The organism is Kitasatospora sp. NPDC001095 (assembly GCF_053598615.1).
Genome location: NZ_JBSFKQ010000005.1, coordinates 187,910 through 212,397 on the forward strand (window position 1 = coordinate 187,910; position 24,488 = coordinate 212,397).

At 74.8% G+C, this 24,488-nt stretch carries 7 protein-coding genes and 1 pseudogene; 5 read left to right on the forward strand and 3 right to left on the reverse strand.

All coding sequences use genetic code 11. The annotated features are described in order from the left end of the window. Positions 1–16: 16 nt before the first annotated feature. From ACWDBB_RS07525 to ACWDBB_RS07535, 3 genes are all read right to left on the reverse strand, one after another. Complete coding sequence (locus ACWDBB_RS07525; protein ID WP_449788664.1) at positions 17–1,654, reverse strand: amidohydrolase; 1,638 nt, start codon at positions 1,652–1,654, stop codon at positions 17–19. Positions 1,655–1,727: 73 nt separating this feature from the next. Continuing rightward, a complete protein-coding gene (locus ACWDBB_RS07530) occupies positions 1,728–3,149 on the reverse strand; it encodes an APC family permease (protein WP_449788665.1) in 1,422 nt (473 codons plus the stop codon). Positions 3,150–3,717: 568 nt separating this feature from the next. After that, positions 3,718–4,701, reverse strand: a complete 984-nt coding sequence (locus ACWDBB_RS07535) for a LuxR C-terminal-related transcriptional regulator (RefSeq protein WP_449788666.1) — start codon at positions 4,699–4,701, stop codon at positions 3,718–3,720. 338 nt (positions 4,702–5,039) lie between these two features. Between ACWDBB_RS07535 and ACWDBB_RS07540 the strand changes: the two genes are divergently transcribed. The 5 genes and pseudogenes from ACWDBB_RS07540 to ACWDBB_RS07560 all read left to right on the forward strand — a co-directional run. Continuing rightward, positions 5,040–6,353, forward strand: a complete 1,314-nt coding sequence (locus ACWDBB_RS07540) for an IS256 family transposase (protein WP_449788667.1) — start codon at positions 5,040–5,042, stop codon at positions 6,351–6,353. A 180-nt stretch (positions 6,354–6,533) separates the two neighbouring features. Further along, a complete protein-coding gene (locus ACWDBB_RS07545; protein ID WP_449788668.1) occupies positions 6,534–6,692 on the forward strand; it encodes a hypothetical protein in 159 nt (52 codons plus the stop codon). A 76-nt stretch (positions 6,693–6,768) separates the two neighbouring features. Next, the gene (locus ACWDBB_RS07550) at positions 6,769–6,981 is read left to right on the forward strand and encodes an MbtH family protein (protein WP_392872619.1); all 213 of its coding nucleotides are present in this window, start codon (positions 6,769–6,771) and stop codon (positions 6,979–6,981) included. Positions 6,982–7,600: 619 nt separating this feature from the next. Beyond that, complete coding sequence (locus ACWDBB_RS07555) at positions 7,601–17,230, forward strand: amino acid adenylation domain-containing protein (protein ID WP_449788669.1); 9,630 nt, start codon at positions 7,601–7,603, stop codon at positions 17,228–17,230. 123 nt (positions 17,231–17,353) lie between these two features. Beyond that, a pseudogene (locus ACWDBB_RS07560) lies at positions 17,354–24,436 on the forward strand (amino acid adenylation domain-containing protein); the annotation flags it as partial. Positions 24,437–24,488: the final 52 nt, after the last annotated feature.

Consider the following 24,488-nt stretch of genomic DNA (forward strand, 5'->3'; position numbering starts at 1 on the left):
CCGGCCCCGGGCCGGCTCACTGCGCCGCGTGCACCAGTTCCCCGCCGACGTACGTCCGCAGCACCCGGGCGTGGGCGATCTCCTCCGGCGGCCCGGTGAGGATGTCGCGGTCGAGCACGACGAGGTCGGCCAGGTTCCCGGCCACCAGCACCCCGGCGTCGTCGTGCCCGTTCAGGTGGGCGCTGCCGGCCGTGTAGGCGGCGATCGCGGAGGAGAGGTCGAGCCGCTGTTCGGGCAGGAAGACCCGCCCGTCGGTGGCCTCCGGCTCCATCCGGTTGACCGCCACGTGCAGCCCCGCCAGCGGGTCCGGGCTGCTCACCGGCCAGTCGCTGCCCGCCGCCAGGGTGGCGCCGGCCCGCTGGAGGGCGCCGAACGGGTACTGCCAGGCGGCGCGTTCGGGGCCGAGGAAGGGGATGGTGAGCTCGTCCATCTGCGGCTCGTGGGCGGCCCAGAGCGGCTGGATGTTGGCGACGGCGCCGAGCCGGGCGAAGCGCGGGAGGTCGTCCGGGTGGACCACCTGGAGGTGGGCGAGGTGGTGGCGGGTGTCGCGCCGGCCGTTGGCGGTGCGGGCGGCCTCGACGGCGTCCAGGGCCTCGCGCACGGCCCGGTCGCCGAGCGCGTGGAAGTGCACCTGGAAGTCGAGCGCGTCCAGTTCGGTGACGTACCCGCGCAGCGCCGCCGGGTCGACGAAGCTGAGGCCGGTGTTGGCGGTGGCGCAGCCGCAGCCGTCCAGGTACGGGCTGGTCATCGCGGCGGTGAAGTTCTCCGCGATGCCGTCCTGCATGATCTTCACCGAGCCGGCCCGGAACCGCCCGTAGCTCAACTCGGCGCGGCGCCCGACGAGTTCGGGGATCTGCTCGGCGCCGCGGTCGCGCTGCCACCAGAGCGCGCCGGTCACCCGGGCGGTCAGCGCGCCGGAGCGGGCGGCGGCCAGGTAGGCGTCGGAGGGGTCGGGCATGCCGTTGAACTCGCCGAGCAGGGCGTCCTGCCAGCCGGTGATGCCGAGCGAGTGCAGCAGGCGCTGGGCGCGCAGCAGTCCGTCGAGCCGGTCGGCGGCGGTCGAGGACGGGATCAGTCGGGCGACCAGGGCGGTGGCGCCCTCCTGGAGGGTGCCACCGGGGGTGCCGTCGGCCTCGCGCTCGATCCGGCCGTCGGCCGGGTCGGGGGTGTCGGCGGTGAGGCCGGCGAGTTCCAGCGCCCGGGTGTTGGCCCAGGCGCCGTGGTGGTCGCGGTTGGTGAGGTAGACCGGACGGTCGGGGACGACGGAGTCGAGCAGGTGCCGGGTGGGCAGGCCGCCCTCGAAGCTCTCCATCGACCAGCCGCTGCCGGTGATCCACTCCTGCTCCGGGTTCGCCTCGGCGTACACCCGGATGCGCGCCAGGTAGTCGTCGACGCCGACGGTGCCGGTGAGGTCGCAGGACGCCAGCTCCGCGCCGCCGCCCACCGCGTGGATGTGGGCGTCCTGGAAGCCGGGCAGCAGCAGCTTGCCGGTGAGGTCGACGACCTCGGTCCTCGGCCCGATCAGCTCCCGGACCTCGTCGTGCCCGACGGCGGTGATCCGTTCGCCGGTCACGGCCAGGGCGCTCGCCCGGGTGCGGGCGGCGTCGCCGGTGTGGACGGGGCCGTGGGTGAAGACCAGATCGGCCTCGGTCATGGGTGGTGCTCCGTTCTCGGGTGGTCGTGCTTGGTCGTGCTTCGTGCTTCACGCGTCATGCGCCGTACGGGTCCTACCCGGAGGTCTCCCCCAGGAAGTACGGCGAGCGCCGCCGCCAGCGGGCCCAGGCCGCCGCCGGCAGCCCGCTGACGATCATCAGGATCACCACGGACAGCTCGAACCACCCGTTGTCGGCGGCGAGTTCGAAGTGGTCCGCGGAGTCGTAGAAGGTCCAGGCGAGGTAGCCGCCGACGGCGAGCAGCGCCGCCGCGCCCAGCAGCGGTCCGACCACCGCGCGCAGCCCCTCCAGCGGGGCGGTGCGCAGCAGGCCGCGGAACCGGACGGCGGCGGCGACGGCGGTCAGCGCGTAGTAGAGCGCGACGACGATGCCGATGGCGTTGACGGCGGCCGAGATGAGGTCGTTGACGGTCGGGATGGCGACCGAGCAGAGCGCCAGCAGGACGGCGATCCCGGTGATCAGCAGGGTTCCGGCGGCGGGGGTGGCGTGGCGGGGGTGCAGCCGGGTCCAGACCGGGCCGAGCACCCGGTCACGTCCCATCGCGTACATCCCGCGCGCGGTCGGGATCACCGAGGACTGCAGCGAGGCCACCGCGGAGAACATCAGCGCGATCAACGGCAGTGCGGCCAGCGGCTGCTGGGCGAGCTTGGTGCCGAAGTAGGTCAGCCCGTGGGCGCCGTTGTCGGCCAACTCGTCCAACGGCAGCACCCGTTGGAACGCGGTGCCGGCGAGCAGGAAGAGCAGCAGCATCACCACCAGGGCGATCAGGCCGCCCCGGGAGGCGTCCCGCGGGTCGCGGACCTCCTCGCCGACGCTGAACACCGACTCGAAGCCCCAGTAGCAGAAGACCGCGAGCACCATGCCCTGCGCGACCGCGTCGAAGGAGGGGATGTCGAAGGGGTTGTACCACTGGAGCGAGAACGGCTGGTCCCCGGCGAACAGCCCGTAGCCGCAGAAGCCGAGCAGCACGGCGTACTCGAAGACCAGCAGTGCCTTCTGCAGCCGGGCCGCCAGCTCCAGCCCGCGCACCGCGACCAGTGCGGCGGCCACCAGCACCACCAGGCCGAGCAGGGTGCACTGGACGGTCGAGTCGGCGTCGAGCCGCAGGCCGGCGACGCTGCGCAGGTGGGCCTGGTCGAGCAGTTGGATGACCGAGGAGCCGGTGACGGTCGTGGTGTACGCCATGAAGACCACGGTCCCCACGGTGTTCACCCACCCGGTCAGGAAGCCCAGCCAGGGGCTGAGGGTGCGGCCGACCCAGCGGTAGCTGCTGCCCGCGTCCGGATCGACGGCGTTCAGCCGCCCGTAGCCGCCGGCGATGGCGAGCACCGGCAGGAAGGCCAGCAGCATGATCGCCGGCAGGTGCAGGCCGACCACCCCGGCCATCAGGCCCAGGCCGATCCCGATGCTGCTCGTGGCGGCCGTGCTGGAGGCGGCGATCGCCGCTCCGTCCAGCAGGCCGAGCGACTGTCGCATCGCGACGTGGGAGGCTCGTGCGTCCGCTCTCGGACTGCCGCCCGTGTCCTTCACCGTCGATGCCAACGGATCACCGCCTTGGTAGTGGGGTGCGCGTGTGGGGGGAGCTCCCGCACCGGTCGGAGGGGGTGACCCGGGCGGGAAGTGCGAGCCATGAAACCGGCGGCGCCCGCACACGTCAATGCTGTTGTCATAAGGGCGCACCCGTGCGCCGGCCGTCGCGCTCCGCGCCGACCGCCCCCGGTTGAGCAAGGCCTGGAACGGCAAGGACGGCCAGTCCGCCAACGGCAGCGCCGGCGTCTCCGCCCAGATCAAGCAGGTCAAGAACTCCATCGGCTACGCGGAGCCGTCCTACGCCCAGGTCAACAACCTGAAGAGCGCCAGGATCTCCACCGGCGCCGCCAAGCCCGTCGAAGCCACCACCGCCTCCTCAACCGTGGCCGGCACCGACGGCGACCTCGCGCCCTCCCTCGACTACGGCACCAAGGCCGACAACGCCTACCCGATCGTCCTCGTCACCTACGAGATGGCGGCGGCGTTTCCAGGCCCCGGGCCGGCTGCCTCCTCGTCAGAGTTCGTCGAGGGGCTCGTCGAGGACGCCCTGGCGGGCGATGATGTAGCCGAGGTGGCCGCGGCTGCGGCTGCCGAGGAGTTCGCTGGCCTTCTGGATGTGGCTGGAGACGGTGCGGGTGCTCATGCCGAGGCGGGAGGCGATGGCCTCGTCGGTGTAGCCGTTGACCATCAGGCGCAGGACGTTCTGGCGGGTGCGGGCGGTCAGCAGCCGGGGGCGGTGGTGGCCCTGCTGGTAGGTGACGGGCTCGGCGCGCTCCCACATCAGCTCGAAGATCTTGAGCAGGTACTCGACGAGCGGCGGGAGTTCGATGAGCATGGCGGCGGCCTCGCGGTCGGCGCCGGCCGGGATGAAGGCGGTGGTGCGGTCGCAGATGATCACCCGGTCGAAAACCTCGTTCAGGGTCCGCACCTGGGCGCCCTGGGCGGTGACCTGCTCGATGTAGGCCAGCGTCGGGCCGTGCGAGCGCACGGTGTGCTGGTAGAGGGTGCGCTGGCGCACGCCCCGGCCGGCCAGGGCGAGGTCGCGCGGGAGCGCGTCGGCGAGCTGCTCGGTCCTGCGGCCGCCGCCCGGCTGGGCGGTGAGCAGTTCCTCGGAGCAGGCGGCGACGGCCTTCTCCAGCGCGGGGTTGATCTCCTCGCCCGCCAGCAGCCGGATCGGCAGCTTGGCCCGTCGCATGACGTCGCGGTAGGCGTGCTCGGCGGCGTGGAAGGAGGTGTGCAGCGCGGCGAGCCGTTCCTGGTGCTCCAGTACGGCGAGTTCGAGCGGCCGCGCCAACCCGGTGACGGCGATGTCGGGCGGGACGGGGGCCAGCCGGTCACCGGAGCCGGGCAGCGGGCGCAGCAGCCCCATGGCGAGCAGGCATTCGGGGGCTTCGCCGGTCGCCTCCCCCTCGGCCAGCGCCGTGCGGTAGAACTCGATGCCCCGGTCGCAGAGCTGGGGTGTTCCCCTTTCCGCGCAGTTGTCCTGGGTTGGGCACATCTGGGCATCCTTCCGGCTTCGGCATTGCGGTTTCACGAATGCCCGTACCGGCTACCGCCAGGCATCAGAACCGGCAAGATGGAGGTGACTGCCGTTCGGACGCCGCCCCCCGGGCTCCGACAGCCGTGAGTGTACGCCCAATGGGCGCGGAAATCATCGGCTGACAGTAGTCGGGTGAGCACGCAGGAGGGGGAGCCGACGGTGGCGGTCACGATCACGGCCGCGCCCGGCAGCGGTGACCCGGGGGATTGCCGGCGCAGCGCACCTGGCGCCCCGGCGGGGTGCCCGGAGCGGGCGGTCGGCGCGTGGAACGGCCTACAGACGGAAGGCACCCCCAGTTGCGAGCTGATTCCGACCCAGCGACACCGCCCGCCGCCCTCGCCGGCCTGGTGGACCAGCGCCTGGTACGACAGTTCGCGGAGGCCGCCGCCGCGCAGGTCGGCTCCGGCGCGGTCCGGCTGCTGGGCGACGGCGGGATCCTCCAGGCCTTCGCCAAGCAGCTGATCGAGGGTGCTCTGGAGCTCGAACTCCAGGAGCACCTGCGCGGCTCCGGCTCGGACCCCGGCTCCGGGTCGGGCTCCGGCTCCGGGCCCGGTCCCGGCACCAACGGCCGCAACGGCGCCCGGGCCAGACGGCTGCTCACCGAGATCGGCCCGGTCGAGGTGCGGGTGCCCCGGGATCGCGAGGGCAGCTTCACCCCCAAGGCCGTCCTCCCCCGGGCCCGGCGGCTGCCCGGGCTCGACCGGCTGGTGATCTCGTTGACCGCGCGGGGCCTCAGTTCGGGCGAGCTGGTGGCGCACCTGGCCGAGGTGTACGGGGTGGAGTTGAGCAGGGAGACCGTCTCGGCCATCACCGACCAGGTGCTCGACGAGCTCGCCGAGCGGCGCGGGCGGCGGCTCGACCCGGTCTACCCGGTGGTCTTCGTCGACTCGGTGCGCAGCGGCCGCTCGGGCGGGCCGCTGGTGCACCTGGCGCTCGGGGTCTCCGTCGAGGGCCGGCGCGAGGTGCTGGGCCTGTGGCCGGCCGCGGACGGGGAGCAGTGGCCGCAGGTGCTGGCCGGGCTCGCCGAGCGCGGAGTGCGAGAGGTCTGGGTGCTGGTCGGCGGCACCGGTGCGGCGCTGGCCGAGGCGGCGGCCGAACAGTGGCCGAGCACCGTGGTGCACGGCTCGGTGGCCCACCTGCTGCACGCGGCGCTGCGGCACGCGCCCGGCGAGGACTGGGCGGCGCTGTCGCGGGCGCTGCGCGGGACCTGTACGGCGGCGACCGAGGCGGCCGCGCTGGAGCGGCTGGCCGAGGCCGAGCGGCAGTGGGGGCCGAGCCACCGCGAGGTGTTCCGGGTGTGGCGCTCGGGCTGGCCGCTGCTGGCGCCCGGTTTCCGCTTCGGCCCGCAGGCGCGGCGGCTGCTGACGGGCGGAGGCGCGCTGGAGCGGCTGCACGCCCGGCTGCGCCGGATCGAGCAGTCCGCGGGCCGGGTGCAGGACGAACGGGCCGCGCTCAAGCGCGCCTACCTGGCGACGCTCGCCCTGGAGTCGCCGGCCGGGGCGGGGCGGCCGGGGGTCGAGGACTGGCCCGCCGTCCGCGGGGAGCTGCGCCGGGGCTCGCTGCGGCGCGCCGGGGTGCCCGTCTCCGCACGGCTCCCACCACTGATCTGACAGAGCCAGGCGGGGGTTGGATCATGTCTGTCTGTTTTTGACACGATCTGCCCGGGCTTCCGGTTCCCGCATTGCGTGTTCACGATCACAAAGAGAGCTTCCAAGCACGTTTGGGCCTTCGGCAGGATGCGTTCCAGAGCGAAGAGGGCAGACCGCCCTCCTCAGGAAGAGGAATTCGCGATGCCAAGCCTTGCCGTCCGCGTCCACAAGATGCCCGGGATGCGCACCGTTCGACCGGTCGCCGTGGTGGGCCTGCGACTCCACGACCGGCCGCGCCTGTCCGTGGTTTCCCTCACCGCCCACGACTCCCTCTGCGGGGACTCCGGCTGGGGTCCGTGAGCCTCGGCTCCGTCGACCACCCGATCCTCACCTTCTCGCACTGCTCCGAACAGACCTGATCAGAGAGGAACCGACGATGGCGAACCCGTTCGAGGACCCCGAGGCCAGCTACCTCGTCCTGGTCAACGACGAGGGCCAGCACTCGCTCTGGCCGGCCTTCAGCCCGGTGCCCGCCGGCTGGCAGCAGGTGTTCGGTGCCGCCGGACGGCAGGACTGCCTCGACTACGTCGAGCAGAACTGGCAGGACCTGCGGCCGAAGAGCCTGATCGCGCAGCTGTCCGAGCACTGACCTCGGCCACCGCCCACCGACCGTCGGAGGGCTGAACACCCGGCTTCCGTACGGGGATCCCCGCCGAGCGGCCGCTCACCCGGCCACACCGCCTCTGCGCCGACCGCGGAGAAGAAACGCGGAGCAGCCCGTCGCTCACCCGGCGGAGCACCGCGCCCGAGCCGCCGCTCACCCGGCCGCTCCCCGGCCCTTCCCCCGGCCGCCGGCACCACCCACAGCACGGATCGCACCGCACCACTGCGGCACGGACCGCACCGCACCGCACCGCCGCGAGCCTTGGCACCACCGCGAGCCGCCTCATCCTCGCGAGCCACCGCAGCACCCCACCCCCGCCGTACGGCCCCGGCATGCCGTCGGCGCGGTCCCGTGTCCGACATCTACGCGCGTGTATCGAACAGCGCCGGCGCGCCGGCATCCTCCGCTCCGTCACACCGCGCCGCACGGCCGCACCACCACACCGCGCCACACCGCGCCGCACGGCCGTCACCCGAAGCACACCCCCAGCACCGCAAGACGACCGCAACATCGCTCCGCCGACCGCCGGGCTGACCGCCCCGAGGTCAACCCAGCTCGCCGCTCCCGCCACCGCGGGGGCCAGCCGCACGAGGGAGAGAGTCACATGTCCGGGGTCCAGCAGACGCACAGATCCGAGCAGCGGCCGGAATCGGCCGAGGTCCTGTGCCGCGCCCGTCCCGACGCCCGTCCGACCCTCACCGAGCTGGTCGACGCCCAGGTCGCCCGCACCCCCGACGCCCCCGCGCTGTACGCCGAGGGCACCACCCTCACGTACGCCGAGCTGGACGCCCGCGCCAACCGGCTGGCCCGGGTGCTGGCCGCCCGCGGCCTGGGCGCAGAGGACGTCGTCGCGCTGGCCCTGCCGAAGTCCCCCGAGGCGATCGCCGCGATCCTCGCCGTCGCCAAGACCGGCGCCGCCTGGCTGCCCGCCGACCCGGCCTACCCGGCCGAGCGGCTGCGCCACATGCTGACCGACTCCCGCGCCGCCCTGGTGCTCACCACCGCCGAGGCCGCCGGGCAGCTGCCCGGGACCGGCGCCCCGCTCCTGCTGCTCGACTCCCCCGAGCACCGGGCCGAACTCGACGCCCAGCCGGACGCCCCGTTCACCGCCGCCGAGCGGGTGCGTCCGCTGAGCGCGCTGAACACCGCGTACGTCATCTACACCTCCGGCTCCACCGGCGTGCCCAAGGGCGTGGCCGTCACCCACACCGGGCTGCCCAGCATGATCGGCACCCAGGTCGCCGCCACCGGGGTCGGCCCCGGCAGCCGGGTGCTCCAGGCCTCCTCGCTCAGCTTCGACGTCTCCGTCTCCGACCTGTCCGTGGCGCTCACCACCGGCGCCGCGCTCGTCCTGCCGCGCGAGCAGAGCCAGTTGGTCGGCGAGCCGCTGGCCGCCCTGATCGACCGGTTCGGCGTCACCCACGCCGACATCGCCACCGCGATGATCTCCACCCTGCCCGACCTGCCGATGCCCTCGCTGCGCACCCTGATCGGCGGCGGCGAGGCCGTCTCCCGCGAGCTGGCCGCCCGCTGCGGCCGCGGCCGGTTGATGCTCAACAGCTACGGGCCGACCGAGGCCACCGTCATCGTCTCCATGAGCGAGCCGCTCACCGGCGAGGAGCAGCCGCCGATCGGCCGGCCCTGCCAGGACGTGCGCGTCCACGTGCTGGACGAGCGGCTGCGCCGGGTCGAGCCGGGCACCGTGGGCGAGCTGTACCTGGCCGGCCCGCACCTGGCCCGCGGCTACCTCAACCGCCCCGGTCTGACCGCCGAGCGCTTCGTGGCCGACCCGTACGGCGAGCCCGGGAGCCGGATGTACCGCACCGGCGACCTCGGCAGCTACCGCCCGGACGGCCAGCTGGACTTCCTCGGCCGGGCCGACGACCAGGTGAAGATCCGCGGCTTCCGGGTGGAGCTCGGCGAGATCGAGCAGACCCTCTCCGCCCACCCCGAGGTGCGCCAGGCCGTGGTGCTGGTCCGTGAGGACCGCCCCGGCGAGCGCCGCCTGGTCGGCTACACCGTCGGCGCCGCCGACCCGGCCGAGCTGCGGGCGTACTGCGCCGAGCGGCTGCCCGACCACATGGTGCCCACCGTCGTGGTGCTCGACCGGCTGCCGCTGACGCCCAACGGCAAGGTGGACAAGCGCGCCCTGCCCGCGCCGGTGTTCGGCGCCGGCGAGGAGGACGGCCGCGCCCCCGTCGGGGAGCTGGAGCACACCCTGGTCCGGCTGTTCGGCGAGGTGCTGGGCCTGCCCCGGGTGGGCGTCACGGAGTCCTTCTTCGAACTCGGCGGGGACTCCATCGTCGCCATCCAGCTGGTCTCCCGGGCGCGGCACGCGGGCCTCCAGCTCACCCCGCGCGAGGTGTTCCTCGCCCCCACCGTCGAGGCGCTGGCGCTGATCGCCCGTCCGCTGGAGGGCCCGGTCGTCGTCGAACCCGCCGGGGCCGGCCTCGGCGAGGTGCCGCCGACGCCCATCGTGCACTGGCTGGCCGCGCAGCACGGCGCGGTCGAGAGCTTCTACCAGTCGACCCTGCTCACCCTGCCCGCCGGCACCACCCGGGAGCACCTGGCCGCCGCCGTCCAGGCCCTGCTCGACCACCACGACCTGTTCCGCGCCCGCACCTCCCCGCTCGCCGAGCGCCCCTGGACGCTGCACGTGCCGGAGCCCGGCGCCGTCGCCGCGGCCGACGTGCTGAGCCTGGTCGAGGGCCCGGCCACCGCCGAGGCGCTGCGCGCCGCGACCGAGGCCGCCCGCGAGCGGCTGTCGCCCGAGGACGGCCGGATGGTGCGGGCCGTGCGCTTCGACGCCGGCCCGGAGCTGCCCTCGCAGCTGCTGCTGGTGATCCACCACCTGGTGGTGGACGGCGTCACCTGGCGCATCGTCGAGGAGGACCTGCTGGGCGCGCTCGACGCGCTCCGCGAGGGCCGGGCCGTCGAGCTCGCGCCGGTGCCCACCTCCTTCCGCCGCTGGGCCCAGCGCCTCACCGCCGAGGCCAACACCGACCGCCGCGCCGCCGAACTCCCACTCTGGCAGGCCGCGTTGGCCACCCCGGACCCGCTGCTCGGCGACCGCCCGCTGGACCCGGCGCGGGACACCTACGCCACCGAGGGCCTGCTGCGGCTGGTGCTGCCCGCCGAGACCACCCAGGCGCTGCTCACCAAGGTCACCGCCGCCTACCACGCCCAGGTCAACGACGTGCTGCTGACGGCGCTGGCGCTGGCCCTCGGCCACTGGCGCGGCCGGGAGACCACCGGGCCCGACGGCGCGGTGCTGGTCACCGTGGAGGGACACGGCCGCGAGGAGATCGTGGAGGGCGTCGACCTCCACCGCACCGCCGGCTGGTTCACCTCCGTCTACCCCGTCCGGCTCGCCCCCGGGGCTCTGGAGTGGTCCGAGGTCATCGCGGCCGGCCCCGCGCTCGGCCGGGCCCTCGGCCGGGTGAAGGAGCAGCTGCGGGCCGTCCCGGACAACGGCATCGGCTTCGGCCTGCTGCGCCACCTCAACCCGGAGACCGCCGCCGTCCTTGCCGACCGCGCCGACCCGCAGATCGAGTTCAACTACCTGGGCCGCTTCGCGCCCGAGGGCGTCACCGCCGAGGACGTGCTGGCCGGCACCGAGGCGATGTCCGAGGGCGCCGCGACGGGCCTCGCGCTCGGCCGGGTGCTCGGCCTGGACGCCACCACCGTGGACACCCCGCAGGGCCCGCTGCTGGTCGCCCAGTGGTCGTACGCCTCCGGGCTGCTCTCCGAGGAGCGGGTGCGCGCCTTCGCCGAGGCCTGGTTCGCCGCGCTGGGCGCGCTCGCCGAGCACGCCGAGCGGCCGGACGCGGGCGGGCACACCCCCTCCGACTTCCCGCTGGTCGAGCTGACCCAGGACGAGGTGGACGCGCTCGCCGCCCACCACGCCCCGGCCCGCCTGGTGGACGTCTGGCCCACCTCGCCGCTCCAGCAGGGCATGGCCTTCCACTCGGCGTACGACGCCGAGGGCGCGGACGTCTACACCTCGGTGGTGACCTTCGACCTGACCGGCCCGGTGGACGCCGACCGGCTGCGCGCCGCCGCCGAGGCGCTGCTGGTCCGCCAGCCGAACCTCAGGGCCGCGTTCCACCAGCGGCACGACGGCCCGCCGGTGCAGGTCGTCCCGGACGGCGTCGAACTGCCCTTCACCGTCCTCGACCTGAGCGGGCACGCCGACCCGGAGGCGGAGGCCGCCCGGGTCGCCGCCGCCGAGTACGGCCGCCGCTTCGACCTCGACCGCCCACCGCTGCTGCGCTACACCCTGCTCAGGCTCGCCCCCGGGCGCCACCAGCTGATCGCCTCCGCGCACCACATCCTGCTGGACGGCTGGTCCACCCCGCTGTTCGCCGAGGAGCTGTGGGGCCTGTACTTCGAGCAGCCGATGGCCCCGGCCGCCCCGTACCGCGAGTACCTGCGCTGGATCACCCGGCGCGACGGCGTGGCCGCCCGCGCCGCCTGGGCCCAGGCGCTGGCCGGCGCCGACGAGCCCACCCTGCTCGCGCCCGGCCGCTCGGCCGCCACCCCGCAGCTGCCGCTGCGCCTGCACACCGGGCTCACCCCGGAGCGCACCGAGGCCCTCGCCCGTACCGCCCGCCGCTACGGCGTCACCCTCAACACCCTGGTCCAGGCGGCCTGGGGCGTGCTGCTGGCCCGGCTCACCGGCCGCGAGGACGTGCTGTTCGGCACCACCGTCTCCGGCCGCCCGCACGACCTGCCGGGCGTGGAGCGGATGATGGGCCTGCTCATCAACACCGTGCCGGTGCGGGTGCGGCTGGACCAGGCGGAGAGCTGGGGCCAGCTGCTGCTGCGCCTGCAGCACGAGCAGTCCGCACTGCTGGACCACCAGCACCTCAGCCTCACCGAGATCCAGCAACTCGCCGGAATGGGAAGCCTGTTCGACACCGTCACGGTGTACGGGAACTACCCGGACCCGTCCGCCCTGGACGGCGCCGACCCGAGCGGCGCGACCGGCGTCACCCTCGTCGAGGACGTCGACAGCGCCCACTACCCGCTGGTGCTGGCCCTCACCCCCGGCGACGGCCTCCAGCTGCGCCTGGACCACCAGCCAGACGCCTTCACCGCCGACGAGGCCCGCGCCCTGCTGGACCGCTTCCTCGCCCTGCTCGACCGGATCGTCGCCGACCCGGCCGAACTCGTCGGCACCGTCGAGGTGTTGACGGCAGCCGAGCGCGCCGAGCTGGTCACCGAGTGGAGCGGCACCGGCACCCCGCTGCCGGAGGGCTCGCTGCCCGAGCTGTTCGAGGCGCGGGCCGCCGCCGCCCCGGACGCGATCGCGCTCACCGCCGACGACGCCGAGCTGACCTACGCCCAGCTCAACGCCCGGGCCAACGGCCTGGCGCTGCGGCTGGTCGAGGCCGGGGTCGTCCGGGAGACGCCGGTCGCGCTGATGATCGACCGCTCGGCCGCCCAGGTGGTGGCGATCCTGGCGGTGCTCAAGGCCGGCGGCCTCTACGTGCCGCTGGACGACGCCCAGCCGACGGAGCGGCTGCGGACCGTCCTCGCGGACGCCGGGGCCGAGCTGGTGCTGGCCGACGACGCGCACCGCGAGCACCCCGCGCTGGCCGGCCTCACGGTGCTCGACCCGCACGCCGAGGAGCACCCGGAGAACCTCGGACTTCCGCAGCGCGCCGACCAGTTGGTGTACGTGATGCACACCTCGGGCTCGACCGGCGTACCCAAGGGCATCGCCATCACCCACCGCGGCGTGGTGGACCTCGCCCTCGGCGGGCAGTTCACCGGCGGCGGCCACGAGCGGCTGCCGGTGCACGCGCCCTCCGCCTTCGACGCCTCCACCTACGAGATCTGGACCCCGCTGCTCTCCGGCGGCCAGCTGGTGATCGCCCCGGCCGGCCGGCTCGGCATCGCCGAGCTGGCGGCGGTGATCGGCCACGAGCGGACCACCTCCGCCTGGATCAGCGTCGGCCTGTTCAACGTGCTGGCCGCCGAGGCCCCGGAGACCTTCGCCGGGCTGCACGAGGTGTGGACGGGCGGGGACATCGCCTCGCCGGTCGCCATGCGGCGGGTCCTGGACAGCTGCCCCGGACTGCGGCTGGTCAACGTCTACGGGCCCACCGAGACGACCACCTTCGCGACGCACTTCCCGATGACCTCGGCCGCCGAGGTGCCCGCCGTCGTGCCGATCGGCCGGCCGCTGCCCAACAACCGGCTGTACGTGCTGGACGCCGGGCTGCGCCCGGTGCCGGTCGGGGTGGCCGGCGAGCTGTACATCGGCGGCAACGGCCTGGCCCGCGGCTACGTCCGTCGCCCCGGCCTGACCTCCGAGCGCTTCGTGGCCTGCCCGTTCGGCGAGCCCGGCGGCCGGATGTACCGCACCGGCGACGTGGTCCGCTGGACCCCTTCGGGTGACTTGGAGTTCGTCGGTCGAGCGGACGACCAGGTCAAGCTGCGCGGCTTCCGGATCGAACTCGGCGAGGTCGAGGCGGCGTTCACCGCCCACCCGGCGGTCGGCCAGGTCTGCGTGGCGGTCCGCCAGGACCAGCCGGGCGACAAGCGCCTGGTCGCGTACGTCACCGGCGAGGTGCGGGCCGAGGAGCTGCGCGACTTCGTCACCGACCGGCTGCCCGGCTACATGCTGCCGGCCGCGATCGTCGTCCTCGACGAGCTGCCGGTGAACCCCAACGGCAAGGTGGACCGCAAGGCCCTGCCCGCGCCCGACTACAACGGCGCCGACGGCGGACGCGAGCCTCGCAACGCCACCGAGCGGGCCCTGTGCGAGCTGTTCGCCGAGGTCCTCGGGCTCACCCGGATCAGCATCGACGACAACTTCTTCGAGCGCGGCGGGCACTCGCTGCTCGCCACCAAGCTGGTCAGCCGCGTCCGCGCCGGGCTCGGCGCCGAGCTGCCGATCCGCGCGCTCTTCGACAATCCGACGGTGGCCCTGCTGGCCGCCGCGCTGCCCGACTCCGCCGCGGCCCGCCCGGCCCTGCGGCCGGCCGGGCGGCCGGAGCGCGTGCCGCTCTCCTCCGCCCAGCAACGCCTCTGGTTCATCGAGCAGTTCGAGGGCGCGAGCGCGCTCTACAACACCCCGGTCGCGGTCCGGCTCACCGGCGCCGTCGACGCCGCCGCACTGGAGCGGGCCGTCCGGGACGTGGTGGAGCGGCACGAGGTGATGCGCACCGTCTTCCCGACCGTCGACGGACAGCCGCACCAACTGGTCACCGGTGCGGACGACTTGGCCCTGCACCGGGTGCGGGTCGCCGACGAGGCGGAGCTGCGGACCGCACTGGTCGCCGCCGGCGAGGAGGTCTTCGACCTCGCCCGCGACCTGCCGGTGCGCGCCACCCTGCTGTCGCTGCCGCACGACGAGCACGTCCTGCTGGTGCTGATGCACCACATCGCCAGCGACGGCTGGTCGGTCGAGCCGCTCTTCCGCGACCTCGCCGAGGCCTACCGGGCCCGCTGCGCCGGCGCCGAGCCGCAGTGGCGGCCGCTGCCCGTGCAGTACGCCGACTACACCCTCTGGCAGCGCGAACTGCTCGGCACCGACGAGCGGCCCAGCGCCCTGCTGAACGCCCAACTCGCCTACTGGCAGCAGGCCCTGGCCGACGCACCGGAGGAGCTGGCGCTGCCCTACGACCGGCCGCGCCCGGCCGTGCCGGGGCACCGGGGCGGCCTGGTCGAGGTCGCCGTCGACGCCGAACTGCACGGAAAGCTCGGCGAGTTGGCAGCGGCACAGAACGCCAGTCTGTTCATGGTGCTGCAGGCCGCGGTGGCCGCCCTCTACACCCGCCTCGGCGCCGGCACCGACCTGCCGCTCGGCACCCCCGTCGCCGGCCGCACCGACGAAGCGCTCGACGACCTGGTCGGCTTCTTCGTCAACACCCTGCTGCTGCGCACCGACACCTCCGGCGACCCGAGCTTCCGGGAGCTGCTGGACCGGGTCCGCCGCACCGACCTGGACGCCTACGACCACCAGGACATCCCCTTCGAGCGCCTGGTCGAGCACCTCAACCCGACCCGCACCCCCGCCCGCCACCCGCTCTTCCAGACCCTGGTGGCCCTGGAGAGCCGGGTCCCGGTGCCGGCCGCCTTCGGCGACCTGGGCTGCGCGGAGCACCCCTTCGAGCTGGACGTGGCCAAGTTCGACCTGTCCTTCCGCTTCACCGAGCAGGGCCCCCAGGCGGGCCTGACGGTGGCGGTCGAGTACGCCGTCGACCTCTTCGACCACGCCACCGTCGCCGCCCTCGGCGAGCGGCTGCTGCGGGTGCTGCGCGCCGCCGTGGACACCCCGGACGCGCCGATCGGCGGCATCGAGATCCTCGACCCGGCCGAGCGCGAGCGGCTGCTCACCGGCTGGAACGGCACCACGGCGCCCGTCCCGGACGCGACCCTTCCGGAGCTGTTCGAGGCCCAGGCCGCCGCCACCCCCGACGCGCCGGCCGTGGTCACCGCGGACGCCACCCTCAGCTACGCCGAACTGGACTCCCGCGCCGAGCACCTGGCGGCCCACCTGGCCGCCGCCGGGGTCGGCGCCGAGACGCCGGTGGTGCTGCTGATGGACCGCTCCGCCGACCTGCTGACGGCGATCCTCGCGGTGGCCAAGGCGGGCGGCGTGTACGTCCCGCTGGACGACCGGCACCCGGCCCAGCGGCTGCGGCGGATCACCGCCGAGACGGCCGCGGCGCTCGTCCTGGTCGACCCGGCGCACCGGGACCACCCGCTGGCCGCCGACGCCCCCTGCCCCGTCCTGCCGCTCACCGAGGGCTGGTTCGACGGTCCGCGCGAGCGGCTCGCCCACCGGGCCGCGCCGCACCCGGAGCAGCTCGCGTACGTGATGTTCACCTCCGGCTCCACCGGGGAGCCCAAGGGCATCGCGATCACCCACCGGGACGTGGTGCAGCTCGCCACCGACCCCTGCTGGCGGCACGACGAGGGCCTGCGGGTGCTGTTCCACGCGCCGCACGCCTTCGACGCCTCGACCTACGAGATCTGGGTGCCGCTGCTGTCCGGCGGCCGGGTGGTCGTCGCGCCGCAGGGCGACCTGGACGCGGCCGCCATCCGCGACCTGGTCAGGGTCCACGCGCTCACCCACGTGCACGTCACCGCCGGCCTGTTCCGGGTCATCGCGGAGGAGGACCCGGCCATCTTCGCCGGTGTGCGCGAGGTGCTGACCGGCGGCGACGTGGTCTCCGCCCCGGCCGTGCGCCGGGTGCTGGAGGCCGTCCCCGGCATCGCGGTGCGGGCGCTCTACGGACCGACCGAGACCACCCTGTGCGCCACCCAGTACCCGATGCCGGACGCCACGGCGGTACCGGGCACGGTGCCGATCGGGCGCCCGCTGGCCAACACCCGGCTGTACGTGCTGGACGCCGGGCTGCGCCCGGTGCCGGCCGGGGTGGCGGGCGAGCTGTACATCGCCGGGGCCGGCCTGGCCCGCGGCTACGTCGGCCGCCCGGCGCTCAGCGCCGAACGCTTCGTCGCCTGCCCGTTCGACGAGGCGGGCGGCCGGATGTACCGCACCGGTGACCTCGCCCGCTGGACGGCATGGGGGTCCCCCCGGCCGGTGGGGGCACCTCCCAGCCGCCAGGCTGGGGGCGCCGGGGGAGGCGTCCTGGAGTTCCTCGGCCGGGCCGACGACCAGGTGAAGATCCGCGGCTTCCGGATCGAACTCGGCGAGGTCGAGGCCGCGTTCACCGCCCACGAGAACGTCGGCCAGGCGCTCGCGGTGGTCCGCGAGGACCAGCCGGGCGACAAGCGCCTGGTGGTGTACGCCACCGGCAAGGCCACCGACGGCGAGCTGCGCGCCTTCGTCGCGGACCGCCTCGCCGGCTACATGCTCCCGGCCGCCGTCGTCGTCCTGGACAGCCTGCCGGTCACCGCCAACGGCAAGGTCGACCGCCGGGCCCTGCCCGCGCCCGAGTACGCCGGGGCGGCCGAGGGCCGCGCCCCGCGCACCGAGCGCGAGCGGGCACTCTGCGCCCTGTTCGCCGAGGTGCTGGGCGTGCCGACGGTCAGCATCGACGACCGCTTCTTCGACCTCGGCGGCCACTCCCTGCTCGCCACCCGGCTGGTCAGCCGCATCCGCGCCACCCTCGGTGCGGAGCTGCCGATCCGCACCCTGTTCGACGCGCCCACGGTCGCCGCCCTCGCCGCCGTCCTGCCCGGCGGCGAGCAGGCGCCCGCACCGAAGAAGGCCCGCCCGGCCCTGCGGCCGATGCGCCGCCCGCAGGCCTGACCGGCGGCGGGACGCGGGCCGCCCACCGGCGGCGGCCCGCCCCGCCCCTCGACCGCCCCGCCCCACCGGGCGGAGCGGCCCCACCAGCCACAGCAGCCGTACGTCGCCAGTCGGAGGCAGACCTTGATCCCGTTGTCGTTCGCCCAGCAGCGGCTCTGGTTCATCGAACAGTTCGAGGGTCCGAGCGCCCTCTACAACACTCCGTTCGCCCTCCGGCTGACCGGTGAGCTCGACGCCGCCGCCCTCGAGGGCGCGCTCGGGGACGTGGTGGACCGGCACGAGGTGCTGCGCACCGTCTTCCCCACCACCGACGGCCAGCCCCACCAGCACGTCCTCGCCGAGGGGCGCCCGCCGCTGCACCGGGTGGCGGCGGCCGGCGAGGCCGAGTTGCACGAGCTGATGCGCGAGGCCGCCGGGCAGGTCTTCGACCTCGCCGCGGACCTCCCGGTCCGGGCCTGGCTGTACGCCCTGCCCTCGCCGGACGAGCACGTCCTGCTGCTGCTCACCCACCACATCGCCAGCGACGGCTGGTCGGTGGCCCCGCTCTTCCGCGACCTCGCCGAGGCCTACCGGGCCCGCCTCGCCGGCGCCGAGCCGCAGTGGGAGCCGCTGCCGGTGCAGTACGCCGACTACACCCTCTGGCAGCGCGAACTGCTCGGCGAGGAGGACGACCCCGAGAGCGTCGTCTCCCTGCAACTCGCCTACTGGCAGCAGGAGTTGTCCGGCCTGCCGGAGGAGCTGGCACTCCCCTACGACCGGCCGCGCCCGGCCCTGCCGAGCCGCCGCGGCGGCGCCGCCGACTTCGAGCTGGACTCCGAACTGCACACCGCCCTCACCGAGTTGGCCTCCGAACGGCACGCCAGCCTGTTCATGGCGCTGCAGGCCGCGGTGGCCGCCCTCTACACCCGCCTCGGCGCCGGCACCGACCTCCCGCTCGGCACCCCCGTCGCCGGCCGCACCGACGAGGCCCTCGACGACCTGGTCGGCTTCTTCGTCAACACCCTGCTGCTGCGCACCGACACCTCCGGCGACCCCAGCTTCCACGAGCTGCTCGACCGGGTCCGCCAGGCGAACCTGGACGCCTACGACCACCAGGACATCCCCTTCGAGCGCCTGGTCGAGCACCTCAACCCGACCCGCACCCCCGCCCGCCACCCGCTCTTCCAGACCGTCGTCACGCTGAACGCGGAACGGGCCGGCGACCTCGCCTTCGGCGCCGCCGTGGGCACCCCCGTCGAGGTCGGCGAGGCGCAGGCCCAGTTCGACCTCAACTTCAACTTCGTCGAGCGGCTCGCGCCCGACGGCACCTGCCTGGGCGTGCGCGCCGCCGTCGACTACGCCGCCGACCTCTTCGACCACGCCACCGCCGTCTCCCTCGCCGAGCGGCTGGTACGCGTGCTGCGCGCCGCCGTCGCCGCCCCCGGGGCGCCGATCGGCACCGTCGAGATCCTCGACCCGGCCGAGCGCGAGCGGCTCCTCACCGGCTGGAACGGGCCGGCCGCGCCCGTCGCCGAGCAGAGCCTGCCCCGGCTGTTCGAGGCCCAGGCCGCCGCCACCCCCGAGGCCCTCGCCCTGGTCTCCGACACCGAGCGGCTCGACTACGCCGAGCTGAACGACCGCGCCAACCGGCTCGCCGCCCTGCTGCTGGAGCGCGGGCTGAGCACCGAGCAGCCGGTCGCGGTACTGATGGAGCGCTCCGCCGGGCTGCTCACCGCCGTCCTCGCGATCGCCAAGGCGGGCGGCACGTACGTCCCGCTGGACGACCGCTACCCGCTGGACCGGCTCCAGCACATCCTCGCCGACACCCGCACCGGCCTGCTGCTCGTCGACCCGGCCCACCGGGGCCACCCGGTGCTCGCCACCGGCGGCTTCGCCACCGTCGAGCTCACCGGGGAGCTGCTCGACGAGGCCCCCGCGGCGGACAACCCGGCCGTGCCGGTGCTGCCCGGCCAGCTGGTCTACGTGATGTACACCTCCGGCTCCACCGGGGTGCCCAAGGGCGTCGCCGTCACCCACCGCAACGTGGTCGACCTGCTCGGCAACCCGCACTTCCGGGCCGGCCACCACGAGCGGGTGCTGCTGCACTCGCCCACCGCCTTCGACGCCTCCACCACCGAGATCTGGGCGCCGCTGGTAACCGGCGGGGCGATCGTCCTCGCCGAGCCCGGCGAGCTGGACATCCGCCGCCTCGCCGAGACCGTCACCACCCACCGGGTGACCCTGGTCCAGGCCCCGTCCGGCCTGCTGCGGCTGATGGCCGACGAGAACCCGGCCGCCTTCCGCGACGTACGCCAGGTGTGGACCGGCGGCGACGTCGTCCCGCCGGAGTCCGTCCGCCGGATCCACCGGGCCTGCCCTGACACCGACGTGCTCGCGGTGTACGCGCCCACCGAGACCACCGCCATCAAGACCGTCTTCACCATGCGCCCGGGCGAGCCCGTCCCCGCCGTGGTGCCGCTCGGCAGCCCGCTGAACAACACCCGGCCGTACGTGCTGGACACCGCGCTGCGGCCGGTGCCGGCCGGTGTGGCCGGGGAGCTGTACATCGCCGGCGAGGGCCTGGCCCGCGGCTACGTCGGCCGCCCAGCGCTGACCTCCGAGCGCTTCGTGGCCTGCCCGTTCGGCGAGCCGGGCAGCCGGATGTACCGCACCGGCGACCTGGTCCGCTGGACCGCCGACGGCGTGCTGGAGTTCCTCGGCCGGGCCGACGACCAGGTGAAGATCCGCGGCTTCCGGATCGAACTCGGCGAGGTGGAGGGCGCGTTCACCGCCCTCCCGGCCGTCGGCCAGGCCTTCGCCGTGGTGCGCGAGGACCGGCCCGGCGACAAGCGCCTGGTGGTCTACGCCACCGGCGGGGCCACCCCCGCCGAGCTGCGCGCCGCCGTCGCCGACAGCCTGCCCGGCTACATGCTCCCGGCCGCCGTGGTCGTCCTCGACGCCCTCCCGGTGACCGCCAACGGCAAGGTCGACCGGCGTGCCCTGCCCGCCCCCGACTACACCGGGGCCGCCGAGGGCCGCTCCCCGCGCACCGACACCGAGCGCGCGCTGTGCGAACTCTTCACCGACGTCCTCGGGTTGGACCGGATCGGGATCGACGACAGCTTCTTCGACCTGGGCGGCCACTCGCTGCTCGCCACCAAGCTGGTCAGCCGCATCCGCACCGCGCTCGGCACCGAACTGCCCGTCCGGGCACTGTTCGACGCCCCCAGCGTGGCCGCGCTGGCCGCCGCCCTGCCCACCCCGGGCACCGAGGAGCCGGTCGCCCGTCCGGCCCTCGGGCCCGCCGCGCGGCCCGAGCGCGTCCCGCTCTCCCCCGCGCAGCAACGCCTGTGGTTCATCGACCAGTTCGAGGGCCCGAGCACGCTCTACAACACCCCGTGCGCCCTCCGGCTGACCGGCCCGGTCGACGCCGCCGCCCTCCACGCGGCCCTGGCGGACGTGCTCGACCGCCACGAGGTGCTGCGCACCGTCTACCCGACCACCGACGGACAGCCGCACCAGCTGATCCTGGAACGCCCCGAACTCCCGCTGCGCACCGCGGCGGTGGCCGACGAGGAGGAACTCCACCAGGCCCTCGCCGAGGCCGGCGCGGAGGTCTTCGACCTCGCCCGCGACCTTCCGGTGCGCACCACCCTGTTCTCGCTGCCCGGCGAGGAGCACGTCCTGCTGGTGCTGATGCACCACATCGCCACCGACGGCTGGTCCGTGGTCCCGCTGCTGCGCGACCTCGCCGAGGCCTACCGGGCCCGCCTCGCCGGCACCGCGCCGCAGTGGCAGCCGCTGCCCGTACAGTACGCCGACTACACCCTCTGGCAGCACGAGCTGCTCGGCACCGACGAGCGGCCCAGCGACCTGCTGAACGCCCAACTCGCCTACTGGCAGCAGGCCCTGGCCGACCTGCCGGAGGAGCTGACGCTCCCCTTCGACCGTCGCCGCCCCGCCGCCCCGAGCCGCCGCGGCGCCGCCGTGGAGCTCCGGATGGACGCCGGACTCCACGCCGCCCTGGTCGAGTTGGCGCAGCAGAGCCGGGCCAGCGTGTTCATGGTGATGCAGGCCGCGCTGGCCACCACACTGGGCCGGATCGGCGCGGGCACCGACCTGCCGATCGGCACCGTGGTGGCCGGCCGCACCGACGAGGCGCTGGAGGACCTGGTCGGCTTCTTCGTCAACACCCTGGTGCTGCGCACCGACCTGAGCGGCGACCCGAGCTTCCGCGAGCTGGTGGAGCGCGTCCGGGTCGCCACCCTGGACGCCTTCGAGCACCAGGACGTGCCCTTCGAGCGGCTGGTCGAGCTGCTCAACCCGGTGCGCTCGACCGCCCGCCACCCGCTCTGCCAGGTGATGCTCACCTCCGGCGGCGAGGCCGGGGAGATCAGCCTCGGCGGCCTGCCCGGCCGGGTCGAGCAACTGGACTCGGACCTCGCCAAGTTCGACCTGACCTTCGCCTTCAGCGAGAGCTTCGACGCGGACGGCGGGCCGGCCGGGCTGGGCCTGACGCTGGAGTACGCCGTCGACCTGTTCGACCGGGCCACCGCCGAGGCGACGGCCGCCCGCCTCGAGCGCGCCCTGCGCGCCGTGCTGGCCGACCCGGACCAGCCCGTGGGCCGGGTCGAGGTGCTGGCGCCCGAGGAGCGCGAGCAGCTGCTCACCGGCTGGAACGACACCCGGGAGGACCTCCCGCTCGGCACCTTCCCGGCGCTGTTCGAGGCGCGGGCCGCCGCCCGGCCGGAGGCCGTCGCGCTGTCCTTCGGCACCGAGCGGGTCACCTACGGCGAGCTGAACGAGCGCGCCAACCGCCTCGCCCGGCTGCTGACCGAGCACGGCGCGGGCCCCGAGCGGTTCGTCGCGATCGCCCTGGAGCGCTCGGTCGAACTGATCGTCGCCCAGCTCGCGGTGCTCAAGGCCGGCGCCGTCTTCCAGCCGCTGGACCCGCGCTACCCGGCCGACCGGATCGCCTACATGCTGGACGACGCCTCGCCCGCGCTCGTCCTCACCAGCAAGGCGCTGGCCGACGGCGTGCTCGGCGACAGCACCGTCCCCCGGCTGCTGCTGGAGGACCTGGACGCCTCCGGCCACCCGTCGCACGACCTCACCGGCACCGCGATCACCCCGCACTCCGCCGCGTACGTCATCTACACCTCGGGCTCCACCGGCCGCCCCAAGGGCGTGGTGGTCACCCACAGCGGCCTCGCCGCCATGGTGGAGAGCCAGCGACGCAACCTGGCCGTCACCCCGGACAGCCGGGTGCTGCTGTTCGCCTCGCCGTCCTTCGACGCGGCCGTCTGGGAGCTGGGCATGGCCCTGCTCACCGGCGCCCGGGCCGTCCTCGGCGACGCCGACCAGCTGCTGCCCGGCCCCTCGCTGACGGCGCTGATCGCCGAACAGGGCGTCACCCACCTGACCCTGCCGCCGACCGCGCTGGCCGTGCTCGCCCCGGACGCGCTGCCCCCGGGCACCACCCTGGTGGTCGCCGGCGAGGCCTGCCCGCCCGACCTGGTCGAGCACTGGTCGGCCCGGCTGCGGATGGTCAACGCCTACGGCCCGACCGAGTCCACCGTCTGCGCCAGCATGAGCAGCCCGCTCAGCGGCCGGATCGCCCCGCCGATGGGCCGGCCCGTGCTGGACACCCGGCTCTACGTCCTGGACGCGGCGCTGCAGCCCGTCCCGGCCGGGGTCGAGGGGGAGCTGTACATCGCCGGCGCGGGCCTGGCCCGCGGCTACCTCAACCGGCCGGGCCAGAGCGCCGAGCGCTTCGTCGCCGACCCGTACGGCGCCCCCGGCAGCCGGATGTACCGCTCGGGCGACCTGGTCCGCCGCCAGGCCGACGGCACCCTGGAGTACCTGGGCCGCACCGACCACCAGGTCAAGATCCGCGGCTTCCGGATCGAGCCCGGTGAGATCGAGGCCGTGCTCGCCCGGCACCCCTCGGTGGCCCAGGCGTTCGTGCTGGTCCGGGAGGACCGCCCGGGCGACCGCCGGCTGGTCGGCTACGCCGTCGCCCACCCCGGGCAGAGCGTCGACCAGGCCGCGCTGCGGGCCCACGTCGGCGCGTCCCTGCCCGACTACATGGTGCCCTCGGCGGTCGTCGCCCTGGACGCCCTGCCACTGACCGCCAACGGCAAGGTCGACCGCAAGGCCCTCCCGGCCCCCGACACCACCTGGCTCGGCTCCGGGCGGGCACCCGCGACGCCGCGGGAGGAACTGCTCTGCGGCCTGTTCGCCGACCTGCTCGGGCTGGAGAAGGTCGGCGTCGACGACAACTTCTTCGAGCTGGGCGGGCACTCGCTGCTGGCCAGCCGGCTGGTCGCGGGCCTGCGCGAACTGGTCGGCGAGGACGAGGAGATCGGCGTCCGCGCGGTGTTCGAGGCGCCGACCGTCGCCCGGCTGGCCGAGCGGCTCACCCTGGGCCCGGCCGCCGAGAGCTTCCCCGTCCTGCTGCCGATCCGCACCCGCGGCTCGCGGCCGCCGCTGTTCTGTGTCCACCCGGCCGCCGGCATCAGCTGGGTCTACACCGGCCTGCTGCGCCACCTCGACGCCGAGCAGCCGATCTACGGCCTCCAGGCCCCCGGCCTGGCCGACCCGAGCGCCCGCCCGGCCACCGTCGAGGAACTGGCCCGCACCTACCTCGCGCAGATCCGCGCCGTCCGCCCCGAGGGCCCGTACGCCCTGCTCGGCTGGTCCTTCGGCGGGGCCGTCGCCCACGCGATCGCCGCGCTGCTGCGCGAACAGGGCGAGGAGGTCCGGCTGCTGGCCCTGCTGGACGCCTACCCGGGCACCGGCGAGCCGGGGCCCGAGCAGTGGCGGGACGACCCGGCGCAGCTCGAACTGATCCTCGACTCGCTCGGCCACCCGGTCGGGGAGGTCACCGCCTGGCCCGCGGACGAGGACGGCTACGCCGCGCTCGTCCGGGGCGGCGAGGGCCCGCTCGCCGGCCTCAGCGGCGCCGGGGTGGCCCGGGTGGTCTCGGTCTTCCAGGCCAACGCCGAGCTGTCCCACGCGCTCCCGCTGCCCGGTTACGACGGCGACGCGGTGTTCTTCACCGCCGCCAAGGACCGGCCCACCGACGCCCCCGACCCGGAGAGCTGGCGCCCGTACCTGGGCGGTCGGCTCGACGTCCACGAGGTGTCGAGCACCCACGGCGCGATGACGAGCTCCGAAGCGCTCGCCGTCATCGGCCCGGTGCTCGCCGCCCACCTGACTCCCTGACCAGTCCGCCCCACCGACTCAGCACCCCTACCGACCGCAGGCAACCGACCTG

Excerpts from the sequence above, each read along its gene's own strand:
- ACWDBB_RS07530 (WP_449788665.1), bottom strand. The coding sequence starts at position 3,149 with ATGCGACAGTCGCTCGGCCTGCTGGACGGAGCGGCGATCGCCGCCTCC.
- ACWDBB_RS07525 (WP_449788664.1), bottom strand. The coding sequence starts at position 1,654 with ATGACCGAGGCCGATCTGGTCTTCACCCACGGCCCCGTCCACACCGGC.
- ACWDBB_RS07550 (WP_392872619.1), top strand. The coding sequence starts at position 6,769 with ATGGCGAACCCGTTCGAGGACCCCGAGGCCAGCTACCTCGTCCTGGTC.
- ACWDBB_RS07535 (WP_449788666.1), bottom strand. The coding sequence starts at position 4,701 with ATGTGCCCAACCCAGGACAACTGCGCGGAAAGGGGAACACCCCAGCTC.
- ACWDBB_RS07545 (WP_449788668.1), top strand. The coding sequence starts at position 6,534 with ATGCCAAGCCTTGCCGTCCGCGTCCACAAGATGCCCGGGATGCGCACC.
- ACWDBB_RS07555 (WP_449788669.1), top strand. The coding sequence starts at position 7,601 with ATGTCCGGGGTCCAGCAGACGCACAGATCCGAGCAGCGGCCGGAATCG.